This window comes from Nonomuraea sp. B5E05 (assembly GCF_039880665.1).
GTDB lineage: Bacteria > Actinomycetota > Actinomycetes > Streptosporangiales > Streptosporangiaceae > Nonomuraea.
The window spans coordinates 117,437-129,730 of the sequence record NZ_JBDPMJ010000009.1; the positions used below are offsets into that span (position 1 = coordinate 117,437).

12 protein-coding genes are annotated in these 12,294 nt (G+C 68.6%); 10 read left to right on the forward strand and 2 right to left on the reverse strand.

Annotation, left to right across the window (positions count from 1 at the left end; translation table 11 throughout):
* Window positions 1-120: 120 nt before the first annotated feature.
* The 3 genes from ABGB01_RS18710 (at window position 121) to ABGB01_RS18720 (ending at window position 1,933) form a co-directional block, all read left to right on the forward strand.
* Window positions 121-471, forward strand: coding sequence for a nuclear transport factor 2 family protein (locus ABGB01_RS18710; protein WP_347774726.1), 351 nt, complete (start codon window positions 121-123; stop codon window positions 469-471).
* Window positions 472-643: 172 nt separating this feature from the next.
* A complete protein-coding gene (locus ABGB01_RS18715; RefSeq protein WP_347774727.1) occupies window positions 644-979 on the forward strand; it encodes a hypothetical protein in 336 nt (111 codons plus the stop codon).
* A 138-nt stretch (window positions 980-1,117) separates the two neighbouring features.
* Window positions 1,118-1,933, forward strand: a complete 816-nt coding sequence (locus tag ABGB01_RS18720) for a hypothetical protein (protein WP_347774728.1) — start codon at window positions 1,118-1,120, stop codon at window positions 1,931-1,933.
* Between the two features lie 148 nt (window positions 1,934-2,081).
* Here ABGB01_RS18720 and ABGB01_RS18725 read toward each other — a convergent pair whose 3' ends face one another.
* On the reverse strand, window positions 2,082-3,266 hold the full coding sequence (locus ABGB01_RS18725; RefSeq protein WP_347774729.1) for a cytochrome P450: 1,185 nt from the start codon (window positions 3,264-3,266) through the stop codon (window positions 2,082-2,084).
* 366 nt (window positions 3,267-3,632) lie between these two features.
* Between ABGB01_RS18725 and ABGB01_RS18730 the strand changes: the two genes are divergently transcribed.
* From ABGB01_RS18730 to ABGB01_RS18760, 7 genes are read left to right on the forward strand one after another with little or no spacing between them, the layout of a single operon-like run.
* The gene (locus tag ABGB01_RS18730) at window positions 3,633-4,478 is read left to right on the forward strand and encodes a fumarylacetoacetate hydrolase family protein (protein WP_347774730.1); all 846 of its coding nucleotides are present in this window, start codon (window positions 3,633-3,635) and stop codon (window positions 4,476-4,478) included.
* The gene (locus ABGB01_RS18735; protein ID WP_347774731.1) at window positions 4,475-5,767 is read left to right on the forward strand and encodes an enolase C-terminal domain-like protein; all 1,293 of its coding nucleotides are present in this window, start codon (window positions 4,475-4,477) and stop codon (window positions 5,765-5,767) included. Before ABGB01_RS18730 ends, ABGB01_RS18735 begins: the two co-directional genes overlap by 4 nt.
* A 2-nt stretch (window positions 5,768-5,769) precedes the next feature.
* Window positions 5,770-6,495: an SDR family oxidoreductase gene (locus tag ABGB01_RS18740; RefSeq protein ID WP_347774977.1), complete on the forward strand. Its 726-nt coding sequence runs from the start codon at window positions 5,770-5,772 to the stop codon at window positions 6,493-6,495.
* Window positions 6,496-6,517: 22 nt separating this feature from the next.
* Window positions 6,518-7,540, forward strand: a complete 1,023-nt coding sequence (locus ABGB01_RS18745) for a sugar ABC transporter substrate-binding protein (protein WP_347774732.1) — start codon at window positions 6,518-6,520, stop codon at window positions 7,538-7,540.
* Entirely contained in the window at window positions 7,540-9,021 is a 1,482-nt protein-coding gene (locus ABGB01_RS18750) for a sugar ABC transporter ATP-binding protein (RefSeq protein WP_347774734.1), read from the forward strand. The genes ABGB01_RS18745 and ABGB01_RS18750 overlap by 1 nt, the downstream gene beginning before the upstream one ends.
* An 11-nt stretch (window positions 9,022-9,032) precedes the next feature.
* On the forward strand, window positions 9,033-10,007 hold the full coding sequence (locus ABGB01_RS18755; protein ID WP_347774979.1) for an ABC transporter permease: 975 nt from the start codon (window positions 9,033-9,035) through the stop codon (window positions 10,005-10,007).
* A 2-nt stretch (window positions 10,008-10,009) separates the two neighbouring features.
* Complete coding sequence (locus tag ABGB01_RS18760) at window positions 10,010-10,936, forward strand: aldo/keto reductase (RefSeq protein ID WP_347774735.1); 927 nt, start codon at window positions 10,010-10,012, stop codon at window positions 10,934-10,936.
* Between the two features lie 10 nt (window positions 10,937-10,946).
* Here the strand turns inward: ABGB01_RS18760 and ABGB01_RS18765 are convergent, their stop codons facing one another.
* The gene (locus ABGB01_RS18765; RefSeq protein ID WP_347774736.1) at window positions 10,947-12,203 is read right to left on the reverse strand and encodes an ATP-binding protein; all 1,257 of its coding nucleotides are present in this window, start codon (window positions 12,201-12,203) and stop codon (window positions 10,947-10,949) included.
* Window positions 12,204-12,294: the final 91 nt, after the last annotated feature.

A 12,294-nucleotide genomic window follows, 5' to 3' on the forward strand; every position in this document is an offset into this window, starting at 1 on the left:
TGGATGTGACGCCCTAACGTCGGCGCGGTCAGGCATCATCCAGCGAAGGGGTCGTCCCATGCCACTCTCAATCGGAGCAGGTCCGTCATCCGGCCAGGCGGGGACGAGAGGTGACGGCCGGTGACCGGCCTCACAGGCACGAGCCCCGCGCACGACGTCGTCAGGGAGACACTGGACCGGTGGCGGCGCGCGTTCGACGGCCGGTCGGTGGCCGAGATGGTCTCGCTGTTCGTCGAGGACGCGCTGTTCCAGGGCATCAGTCCGCGGCTGCGGGCCGGCAGGGCCGAGATCGCCGAGTACTACGGCGACGCCGGGGAGGGAACGCGGGCGACCGTGCAGGTGCTGGAGGCGCAGCGGCTGGGCGACGGACTCGTGGGGGGGTTCGCGGACGTGACCTTCACCGCCCGCGCCGGCGAGACCTTTCCATCCGCCTGTCGGTCGTGGTCCGGCACCGCGAGGACGCCTGGCTGATCAGCCAGTACCACGCGGCGGCCCGCTGACGCGTCACCAACGAGGCGCTGCGTCGTACGGCGAAGCGCGTGGCGGCAGGGCCGGCCCGGGTAGCGGGCCCGAAGAGCGGCGCCATCCACAGAACGTGGTTCGGTACGTCGGCGCCCCGGGCCCGTGGAGCACCCTTGGCGGCATGCAGCAGCCATCCCGCACCGCCTCCCTGATCGTCCGGGCCGCCAGGATCACTCGGGCGGTGCCGCAGGCCGTCGTGTGCCGCCGGACGGCCGCCCACATCTGGGGCGCGAGCGTGCTGACCGCTCCGGAAGCCGACTGGCCCGTCGAGCTGGCCGCTCCCGCCCACCTGGCGCTCCCCGGTTGCGTCACCTACCTGACTTCGCTTCCCGGCGCGGACGTCATCGCGCACAAGGGCGTCCGGCTCACCACCATGGAACGCACGGCTCTCGACTGCGCCCGCTGGTTGCCGCGACACCGGCGAGCGGGCGGCCGTACGAGCTGCGGAGGCGCCTAAAGCACGTGAATTAGCATCACTTATCGTGCTGGTGATGTAACACTTAGTGTCATGCCGTCCCCCCGACATGACACTCTGGTCAAGATGTTCGGCGACCGTCCGCAACTCGCCGTGGAGATTCTGCGCGACCTCATGGGTGTGAGCCTGCCCGACACCCCGCTGATCCGGCAGGAGGAGCGGACCTTCAACACGCGCAACTCCGACGACATCGAAGTCGATCTGATCTTCACTCTGGGGCCACCGAACGAACCCGCACACGCCATCATCGTCGAAATCCAGCAGGGCACCTCCAAAGATCCCCGGCAGCTCGCCCGCTACGCCGCCGCCACCTGGTTGCTCCTGGGGTGCGACGTCACCGTGCTGATCGTCTGTCCCGACCACAAGACCGCCGCACACTACGCGCGCCCCATCGAGTCAGGGCTGACCGGCTACTGCCTGCTCCCCGTGGTGCTCGGGCCGGACGGCATACCGGCCATCACCGATCCCCAGCAGGCCGCCGCCAACCTCGACCTCGCCGCCATGTCCGTCATGATCCACGGCAACGACCGCAAAGTCGTCGAGGCATTCGCCACAGCACTCGCCGACACCCATGACGAACACGCTCCGCAGTACTATGAATACGCCTACAGCATTGCCGCGCCCGAGATCCGCTGCCTCATGGAGGAGATCATGACGTCCACCACCTGGCCGGTCTACAGTCCTTTCGCTCGCGAACATTTCGGCCGTGGCCTCCAAGAGGGCCAAGCCAAGGGCAAGGCGGAAGGCAAGGCGGAAGGCAAGGCGGAAGAGGCGGCGCGGATGGTGCTGCTGGTGTTGACCGCTCGCGGGTTCGACGTCCCTGACGACACCCGCGCCCGGATCGTGACCTGCACTGACGTGGCGCAGCTCGAGGCCTGGGCCGTCCGCGCTGCCACGACCCAGACTCTTCACGACCTGTTCGGCGAACCGGCCTGATGCTGGGCGCCCCGAAGCCGGGTGCTCGCGCGAACTGACCTTAGAGAAACGGAGCCGAACGCATCTGCGGCGCCTTGACCGTGCGAACTGGCGCGGCGGGGACGATTGCGTCGGCGGGCGTCCTGACGAGGGATGTATGGCCGGGGCGTCAACCGATGGTTACCGGGAGTTCCTTGATGCCGTTGATGAAGTTCGAGCGCAGCCGGCGGGCCGGGCCGGTCTGGCGGAGGCGGGGGCGGCGGCGGGCGAGTTGTTCGAAGAGGATGCGGAGTTCCAGCTTGGCCAGGTGGTTGCCGAGGCAGAAGTGGGCGCCACCGCCGCCGAAGCCGATGTGCGGGTTCGGGTCGCGGCCGATGTCGAAGACCTCGGCGTCGGGGAAGACCGTGGTGTCGCGGTTGGCGGAGGAGTAGAAGACCACGACCTTGTCGTCGGCCTTGATCTGCTGCCCGCCCAGCACCTGGTCGGTCGTCGAGGTGCGGCGGAAGAGGTTGACCGGGGAGACCCAGCGGACGATCTCGTCGGCGGCCGTCCTGGCGAGGGCGGGGTCGGCGACCAGGCGCTCCCACTGGTCGGGGTGCTCGAAGAGGGCGAGCATGCCGCCCGAGGCGGCGTTGCGGGTGGTCTCGTTGCCCGCCACGACCAGGAGGAGGACGAACAAGTCGAATTCGTTCTCGTCGAGCGTCTCGCCCTGCTCGTCGGGCTGGATGAGCTTGGTGACGATGTCGTTCTTGGGGTTGGCCCGGCGTTGCGCCGCGAGCTGGTTGGCGTAGGCGTAGACCTCCATGGCGGCGGCGGAGCCCTCTTCTGGAGAGGCGGCGTAGTCAGGGTCCTGGGCACCGATCATGCGGTTCGACCAGTTGAAGACCTTGTCGCGGTCGGCCACGGGCGCGCCGAGCAGCTCGCAGATCACGTAGAGGGGGAGGGGCGCGGCCACTTCGGTGACGAAGTCGACCTCGCCGGAGCACTTGTCGAGCAGGTCGTCGCAGATGTCGCGGATGTGCTGCTCGAGGGCTCCGATCGTGCGCGGGGTGAAGCCCCGGTTGACCAGGGAACGCCGCCTCGTGTGCTCGGGCGGGTCCTGGTTGAGCATCATGTGCCGCTGGAGGGCGATCTGGTCGTCGGCCATCTCGTCGAACAGGGCCAGCCGCCGGTAGGAGGAGAAGAGATCGGAGTGCCGTGAGACGTGGACGACCTCGTCGTACGTGGTGACGGCCCAGAAGCCGGGATCACCGTCGTGCCAGTGGATCGGCGAGTTCGCGCGCAGCCAGGCCAGCTGGCCGTGCGGAGGGCCGGTGGTCGCGTAAACGTCCCTGTCGACGAGGTCGATGTGCACCCGGATCACCCTCTTGATCAAGCGCTTGGTTACGCTGTACTGAAACGTGTTCTATTACGTCACTGTACGGCCGTCAAGGAGGCCTGTCCGTCGAAGCCTTAGATCGTTCCTGGCAGGCTCGATGGATGCTCCCGCCGTCTTCCTTCCATGGTGCACGTTTTACCTCCGATGTTTGGGGCGGTGAAATTCTGGCTATGTGAACGTAGCCATCGGAGCGATACCGCGTTTCACAGCCCATGACCCTGTCCCAGGAATCTTCCACGAGTCACGTATCGGATGTATCCGGGTCGGTGCCCCTTGACATGCTCAGCACGCTCGCACGAGCATCAGGGTTGAGACATCCGATGTATAGATGAAGGATGCGGTGTGAAGCTGCTGCGAGTAGGACCTGCCGGCCAGGAGCGGCCGGTGGTGCTGGATGACGCCGGGAAGCTGCGCGACCTCGGGGAGCCCGAGATCGACGGCGCCTTCCTCGCCTCCGGGGGAGTGGCGCGCGTCCGCGAGGCCCTCGAACGCGGCGATCTGCCCGTCGTCGACGCCGAGGGGTTGCGGATCGGCGCCCCTCTCGCGCGCCCCGGCAAGATCGTCTGCATCGGCCTGAACTACAGCGACCACGCCGCCGAGTCCGGCGCTGAGGTGCCGGCCGAGCCGGTCGTGTTCATGAAGGCCTCCAGCACCATGATCGGACCTGATGACGAGGTGCTGATCCCGCGGGGGAGCGTGAAGACCGACTGGGAGGTGGAGCTGGCCATCGTCATCGGCCAGGAGGCCCGCTATCTGGGCAGCGCGGAGGAGGCCCGAGCGGTGATCGCCGGCTACGCGATCTCCAACGACGTCTCCGAGCGCGAGTTCCAGCTCGAACGCGGTGGCCAGTGGGACAAGGGGAAGTCGTGCGAGACGTTCAACCCGTTCGGTCCCTGGCTGGTGACGGCCGACGAGGTGGGCGACCCGCAGCAGCTGCCCATGCGCCTCTGGGTGAACGGCGAGCTGCGCCAGGACGGCGACACCAAGAACATGATCTTCGATGTGGCCGAGGTGGTGCGCTACCTGAGCCAGTTCATGGTCCTGGAGCCGGGCGACGTGATCAACACGGGGACGCCCGCCGGGGTGGCGATGGGGATGCCGGGCCAGCCGTACCTCCGGGCCGGTGACGTGATGGAGCTGGAGATCGAAGGGCTGGGCCGGCAGCGCCAGACGGTGGGCCAGGCATGAGCGGCTACCGCATCACCGGGATGAGGACGCACGACGTGCGTTTCCCCACCTCGCGTGAGCTCGACGGCTCGGACGCGATGAACCCCGACCCCGACTACTCCGCCGCCTACGTCGTCCTCACGACCGACGACGGGCACGAGGGCCACGGGTTCGCGTTCACGATCGGGCGCGGCAACGACATCCAGACCGCGGCCATCACCGCGCTGGAGCCGTACGTCGTCGGCCAGGACGTCGAAGACCTCGGCGCCCTCTACCGCGACATGGTCAACGACTCGCAGCTGCGGTGGCTGGGGCCGGAGAAGGGCGTCATGCACATGGCGATCTCCGCCGTGGTCAACGCCCTGTGGGACCTCAAGGCCAAGCGGGCGGGCAAGCCCTTGTGGCGGCTGCTGGCCGAGATGTCGCCCGAGGAGATCGTCGGCCTCATCGACTTCCGTTACCTGAGCGACGCACTGACCCAGGACGAATCCCTCGAAATCCTGAAAAAGGCGGAAAAGGGGAAGTCGGAGCGGATCAGCCACCTGGTCGAGGCCGGCTACCCCGCGTACACGACCTCGCCCGGCTGGCTCGGCTACGACGACGAGAAGCTGCGCAGGCTCTGCAAGGAGGCCATCGACCAGGGCTTCGGGCAGATCAAGCTGAAGGTCGGCGCCGACCTCGACGACGACCGGCGCCGCTTCAGGGTGGCCCGCGAGGTGTGCGGGGCCGGCTACCCGATAGCGATCGACGCCAACCAGCGCTGGGACGTCGGCTCCGGCATCGCGTGGATCAACGCGCTGCGCGAGTTCGGCCCGCACTGGGTCGAGGAGCCGACCAGCCCCGACGACGTGCTCGGCCACGCCGCCATCGCGCGGGGCATCGCGCCGATCCCGGTGGCCACCGGCGAGCACGTCCAGAACCGCATCGTGTTCAAGCAGCTGCTGCAGGCCGAGGCCGTCTCCTACGTGCAGATCGACTCGGCCCGCGTCGGCGGGGTCAACGAGAACCTTGCGATCTTGCTGCTCGCGGCCAAGTTCGGAGTCCCGGTGTGCCCCCACGCGGGCGGCGTCGGGCTGTGCGAGCTGGTGCAGCACCTGTCGATGTTCGACTACGTGGCGGTCACCGGCTCCATGGACGGCCGCGTGATCGAGTACGTCGACCACCTGCACGAGCACTTCGTCGACCCCGTCGTCATCAGGAACGGCCGGTACGTCGCCCCGTCCGCGCCGGGCTTCAGCGCGGAGATGCACGCGGCGTCGATCGCCGCCCACACCTTCCCCGACGGAGAGGTCTGGAGGAACGCGTCGTGACGATGAAAGCGATCGTGACCGGCGGCGGTTCCGGCATCGGCCTGGCCACGGCCGCCGAGCTGACCGGGCGCGGGATGAAGGTCGCCTGCCTCGACCTCAACCCGCCGGGCGAGCCGTACATCGGGATCAAGGCGGACGTCACGGACGACGCCGTGGTCAGGTCCGCGGTGGCGGAGGCGGCCGAGCGCCTGGGCGGCATCGACGTGCTGGTCAACAACGCGGGCGTCGGCGCTCAGGGCACCATCGAGGACAACCCGGACACCGAGTGGCACAAGGTGTACGACATCAACGTGCTGGGCATGGTCCGGGTGGCACGGGCGGCGCTGCCGTACCTCAGGAGGTCCGAGCATGCCGCCATCGTCAACGTCTGCTCGGTCGCGGCCACCGCGGGGCTGCCGAACCGGGCGCTCTACAGCGCGACCAAAGGCGCCGTGCAGTCGCTGACGCTCGCCATGGCCGCCGACCACATCCGCGAGGGCATCCGGGTCAACTGCGTCAACCCGGGCACCGCCGACACACCGTGGGTCGCCCGGCTGCTCGACGTGGCCGACGATCCCGAGGCGGAGCGGGCGGCGCTGAACGCCAGGCAGCCGATGGGCCGCCTGGTCACCCCGGAGGAGGTCGCCGCGGCGATCGCCTACCTCGCGGACCCGCAGGCAAGCGCCACCACCGGCACCGTGCTCGCGGTCGACGGCGGCATGCAGGGGTTGCGGCTCAGACCCAACTGATCGAGAAAGGTGACACCCCCCCATGAAGCTCGGATCGGCGGTCGCGGCGGCGGCCCTGTTGACGATCGTCACCGCGTGTGGATCAGGGACCACGGCGGGAGGAGGGAACGGCGGCACCAAGATCGGCATCGATCACCCGCGCGCCGACTCCGACTTCTGGAACTCCTACATCAAGTACGTTCCGCAGATGGCGGGCGAGCTCAAGGTCGACCTCATGCCCGCCACCAACTCGCAGAACGACGTGGCGAAGCTGGTCAACAACGTGCAGGCGCTGATCGGTCAGGGGGCCAAGGTGATCGTCATGGCCCCGCAGGACACCGGCGCGGTCGCCAACACGCTCCAGCAACTGGAGAACAAGAAGATCCCCGTCGTGACCGTCGACACCCGGCCGGACAAGGGCAAGGTCTACATGGTCGTACGCGCCGACAACCGCGCGTACGGCACCAAGGCGTGCGAGTTCCTCGGCGAGAAGCTCGGCGGCAAGGGCAAGGTCGTGCAACTCCAGGGCGCGCTCAGCTCGATCAACGGCCGGGACAGGTCGGAGGCGTTCCTGCAGTGCATGAAGGCCAAGTTCCCCGGCATCACGGTCTTCAGCGAGCCGACCGAGTGGGAGGGCAGCAAGGCGGCGTCCATGTTGCAGACCCGTCTGGAGCAGAACCCCGACATCAAGGGGATCTACATGCACGCCGGTGGTGTGCACCTGGCCCCGACGTTGCAGGTGCTCAAGCAGAAAGGGCTGCTCGTGCCGCCGAGCGACCCCAAGCACATCTTCGTGATCTCCAATGACGGCATCCCGCAGGAGTACGAGTCGATCCGCAAGGGGGACATCGACGCCACCGTCTCGCAGCCGGCCGACCTGTACGCGAAGTACGCGCTCTTCTACGCCAAGGCGGCGGCGGACGGCAAGACGTTCAAACCCGGCCCGACCGACCACGGCAGCACGATCATCCAGCTCCCGAACGGCCTGGAGGACCAGCTTCCCGCGCCGCTCGTGACCAAGGAGAACGTGGACGACAAGGGTCTCTGGGGCAACCAGGCCGGCTGATGAACCATCACGTCGCAGCCAGGAACATCGTCAAGAGGTTCGGCCCCACCACTGCGCTCGACGGCGCGGGCATCGAGATCGCCGAGGGCGAGACCCGCGCGCTCGTCGGCAGGAACGGCGCCGGCAAGTCCACCCTGGTGTCGATCCTCACCGGACTCCTTCGCCCCGACCAGGGCGAAGTGCTGTTCTCGGGAGAGCCGGCCCCGCCCCTCGCCGACCGCGACGCCTGGCGGCGGCGCGTCGCCTGCGTCTACCAGCACTCGACGATCATCCCGGCGCTGTCGGTCGCCGAGAACCTCTTCCTCAACCGCCAGTCGGGCAGGGGCAGCGTGATCAAGTGGCGGGCGCTGCGGGGCAGGGCGCGCGAGCTGCTGGACACGTACGAGGTGGACGTCGACGCGCAGGCGCTGGCCGCGGACCTCACCGTGGAGCAGCGCCAGCTCGTCGAGATCGCCCGCGCGCTGTCGTTCGGGGCCAGGTTCATCATCCTCGACGAGCCGACCGCGAGGCTGGACGGGCCGGCCATCGAGCGGTTGTTCGCCCGCATGCGCTCCCTCCGCGAGCAGGGCGTCACGATGATGTACATCTCCCACCACCTCGACGAGGTCTACGAGATCTGCCAGAGCGTCACGGTGTTCCGCGACGCCCGCCACATCGTGACCAGCCCGGTCGCCGACCTCCCGCACGACGAGCTGGTCACCGCGATGACGGGGGAGACCACGGTCGCGTACGCGTCCCGCTCGCGCACGCCCGGCGACACCGTCGTGCTGTCGGGTGCGGGCCTGTCGCTCGCCGGCCGCTACCAGGACGTCGACCTCTCGGTCAGATCCGGTGAGGTCGTCGGCCTGGCAGGCTCCGCGAGCAGCGGCAAGGTCGGCCTCGCCGAGACGCTGGTCGGGCTGCACAAAGCCGATTCCGGCACGGTCACGGTCAACGGCAGGCGGATCCGGCCGGGCGACGTGCCCGCCGCGCTGCGGGCCGGGCTCGGCTGGGTGCCACAGGACCGCCATCGCGAAGGGTTCGTCCCGCGGCTGTCCGTGGGGGAGAACGCCACGTTCCCGATCGCCCGCAAGCTGGGGCGCTACGGCCTGGTGTCGCCGGCGCGCCGCCGGGCCAAGGCAGAGGAGATGATCGAAAGTTTGCACATCAAGACGGAAGGAGCCGATCAGCCGGTCGGCGACCTGTCCGGGGGCAACGCCCAGAAGGTGGTGTTCGCGCGGGCGCTCGTGGACGACCCGTCGGTGCTGGTGGTGATCAACCCGACCGCGGGCGTCGACGTCAAGGCCAAGCAGGCGCTGCTCGGCGCCGTCGAGGACGCCGTCGAGCGGGGCGCGGGCGCCGTGGTCGTCTCCGACGAGCTCGACGACCTGCGCATCTGCGACAGGGTGCTGGTGATGTTCCACGGCAGGGTCGTCAAGGACATGCCGCGTGGCTGGACCGACCACGAGCTCGTGGCCGTGATGGAAGGCATGGAAGAGTGACCAGTTTGACTGTGCCGGCCCCCCGGGTGCGGCTGGCCCGGTTCCGCGACCTGACGCTCGTGCCGGTGATCGTGCTGCTGCTCGTCGTGGGCGCGTTCCTCGACCCGACCTTCCTGACGGCGGGCAACCTGACCAACGTGCTCCAGCAGCAGGCGGCGATCTCGCTGCTCGTGCTGGCCGAGGCGATGATCCTCATCGCCGGCAAGTTCGACCTGTCGCTGGAGTCGACGGTCGGCACCGCGCCCGCGATCGCCGTGATGCTCATCATCCCGGTGTCGGCGGGGGGATTCGGCATCGGCCTGCCAGGGACCCTGGTCATCCCGCTGGCGCTGCTGGTCGGCGCCGCCATCGGAGCGTTCAACGGTTTTCTGATCATCAGGTTCCAGCTGTCGGCGTTCATCGTCACGCTGGCCATGCTGATCGTCGTACACGGCTTCCTGCAGGGGCCGACGGAGGGCAAGACGCTGTTCCAGCTGCCCGACTCGATCCTCTATCTCGGCAGCGCGCTGTGGCTGGGCCTGCCCGCGGCCATCTGGATCGCCGGCGCGCTGTTCGCCGCCGGCATCTTCGCCCTCGGCTATCTCCGCGTCGGCCGCGCGCTCTACGCGATCGGCGGCAACGCCGACGCCGCCCGCGCGGCCGGCATCCGCGTCGACCGGGTGCTCTGGGGCGTGTTCATCCTGGGCGGCACGCTGGCGGCGCTGGCCGGGATACTCGAGACCGGACGTCTCGGGGCGATCGGCAACAACCAGGGCGTCGGGTGGATCTTCATGGTGTTCGCGGCGGCCGTCATCGGCGGCGTCAGCATGGACGGCGGCAAGGGCACCATCCTGGGCGCGCTCACGGGCGTGCTGGTGATCGGCCTGGTGCAGAACATTCTCACGCTGATCGGCGTGTCGGGCTTCTGGCAGCCGGTCATCTACGGCGCGATCATCCTCATCGCGCTGATGATCAGCAGAATAGCGGGCGGGAAGGCACAAGATTGAACATGATGGAGCTGCCGCGCCACGGGCTCGGCGGGGCGCCCCTGGGCAACCTCTACGAGTCGGTAGCCGACGAGCAGGCCCGCGCCACGGTGGACGCCGCGTGGGAGCGGGGCGTGCGCCTGTTCGACACCGCGCCCCACTACGGGCTGGGCCTGTCGGAGCGCCGCATGGGCGCGGCGCTGGCCGGGCGCTCGGGCCACGTGCTCTCCACGAAGGTCGGCCGCCTGCTGGTGCCCACGTCGTCGCGGGGCGGGCATGACGGCGAGGGTTTCGACGTGCCGGCCGCGATCGAGCGGGTGTGGGACTTCTCGGGCGACGGCGTACGCAGGTCGCTGGAGGAGTCTCTCGACCGACTCGGGCTGCCGGCCGTCGACATCGTGTTCATCCACGACCCGGACGACCACGTCGATCAGGCGATCGTGCAGGCGTACCCTGCGCTGGCCGAGTTGCGCGACCAGGGCGTGGTGAAGGCGATCGGCGTCGGGATGAACCAGTGGCAGGCGCCGCTGCGCTTCGTCCGGGAGACCGGCATCGACGTCGTCATGCTCGCGGGCCGCTACACCCTGCTCGACCAGTCGGGCCTTCCGCTGCTTGAGGAATGCGTCGAGCGCGGCGTCAGAGTGCTGGCGGCCGGGGTGTTCAACAGCGGCATCCTGGCGACGCACGAGCCGTCGGGCACCTACGACTACCAGCCGGCGCCGGCCGAGCTGGTGGCGCGGGCCAGGAGCATCGCCGCCGTCTGCGAGCGGCACGGCGTCACGCTGCCCCAGGCGGCCATGGCCTTCCCGCTGCGCCACCCGGCCGTCGCGTCGATCGTCGTGGGCGCCCGCGCCCCCGAAGAGGTCCACACGAACGCCGCCCTCTGGTCCCGGCCGGTCCCCGGCATGCTCTGGGACGATCTCAAGGCGGAAGGGCTGCTGCCGGGCTGACCCCGGCCGCTCACCCGGCCTCCCACAGGGCGCTCACGGGGATCGCGCGCATCCGGTCACCGAAGGACAGCGTCTGCGTGCCGGTGTGCAGGACGATCCCCGCGATCAGGTCGCCGCCGAGCCGATCGGCGAGGTGCCGCAGCCCTCTGAAGTCGTCGGCCCGGACGGTCGAGGCGGCCTTGACCTCGATGCCCACCGCCTCACCACGCCGGTTCTCCAGCACGGCGTCCACTTCGACTCCGTCCTTGGTCCGGTAGTGGTAGAGGTCGGCTGGGGTGTCCGACCACGTCAGCTGGCGTGCCAGCTCCATCAGAACGAATCCCTCGAGCAACGGGCCGAAAAGGCCGTTGGGACGAACAAGCCCGCGTGCGTCGATGCCGAGCAGGTTCGCCGCGATGCCGGAGTCCACGAAAGCGATCTTCGAAGCGTTGACGGCGCGGCTGCTGAGATTGCGGGACCAGGCGGGAACACGTTTGATCAAATAGACCTCTTCGAGCAGGCTGAGGTATCTGGATGCCGTGCTCGCGGGCAATCCCAGCTCGCCGCCGACCGACTGACGTGCGAGCAGTTGCCCGGATCGTGCGGCGAGCAGGCGAATCAGCGCATGCATGTCGGGCACCCGCTCGATTTCCGAGAGCTCACTCACGTCACGGGCGACCAGATCTCCCACGTAGGAATCGAAGAAGCGTTGCCGCCTCCGGACGTTCGTGCGGGTGACCGCTTCGGGGAAGCCTCCTCGAACGATGCGGTCCGCATAGTCCGCGCGCGTGACCTCGGACGTGTGACGCAGGTCGGTGCCTTGTGCGAAGACCGCGTCGATGAAGCGGTCAGGAGTGCCGTCGATCTCCCCCTGTGAGAAAGGCCAGAGTTCGATGGTCTCCATGCGCCCCACAAGGGTGTCCGGCAACGTCCGCAGGCCGAGTACGCGAGCGGAGCCCGTCAGCAAGTAGCGGCCGGGTCTGGGATCGGCGTCGACCTGCGCCTTGATGGACAGCAGCAGGTGCGGCACGCGTTGAACCTCATCGATGACCATGAGCCCCGGGAAGTCGACGAAACCCTCCGGATCGCTGACCGCCGCTTGGCGCACGAACTCTCGATCCAGATCTCGCCACTCCGCCGATGGTCCTTTGGCGACCTGTTTCACCAGTGTGCTCTTCCCGGACTGGCGCGCACCGTTGATCAGGACCACACGGGTGTCCGCCAGGGCTTCCGCCACGGCTGCTTCGGCATGACGGGACACCATCCGGCCGAGAGGAGTATTCACCATGGCTTCAGCATGGCACGTGAGCGGGCCCTCAGTGGTGGTTTGGTCGCGGGTCCCATGGTGGTTTGGTCGCGGGATACGTGGTGGTTTGGTC

Excerpts from the sequence above, each read along its gene's own strand:
- ABGB01_RS18715 (WP_347774727.1), top strand. The coding sequence starts at position 644 with ATGCAGCAGCCATCCCGCACCGCCTCCCTGATCGTCCGGGCCGCCAGG.
- ABGB01_RS18735 (WP_347774731.1), top strand. The coding sequence starts at position 4,475 with ATGAGCGGCTACCGCATCACCGGGATGAGGACGCACGACGTGCGTTTC.
- ABGB01_RS18740 (WP_347774977.1), top strand. The coding sequence starts at position 5,770 with ATGAAAGCGATCGTGACCGGCGGCGGTTCCGGCATCGGCCTGGCCACG.
- ABGB01_RS18745 (WP_347774732.1), top strand. The coding sequence starts at position 6,518 with ATGAAGCTCGGATCGGCGGTCGCGGCGGCGGCCCTGTTGACGATCGTC.
- ABGB01_RS18750 (WP_347774734.1), top strand. The coding sequence starts at position 7,540 with ATGAACCATCACGTCGCAGCCAGGAACATCGTCAAGAGGTTCGGCCCC.
- ABGB01_RS18760 (WP_347774735.1), top strand. The coding sequence starts at position 10,010 with ATGATGGAGCTGCCGCGCCACGGGCTCGGCGGGGCGCCCCTGGGCAAC.
- ABGB01_RS18765 (WP_347774736.1), bottom strand. The coding sequence starts at position 12,203 with ATGGTGAATACTCCTCTCGGCCGGATGGTGTCCCGTCATGCCGAAGCA.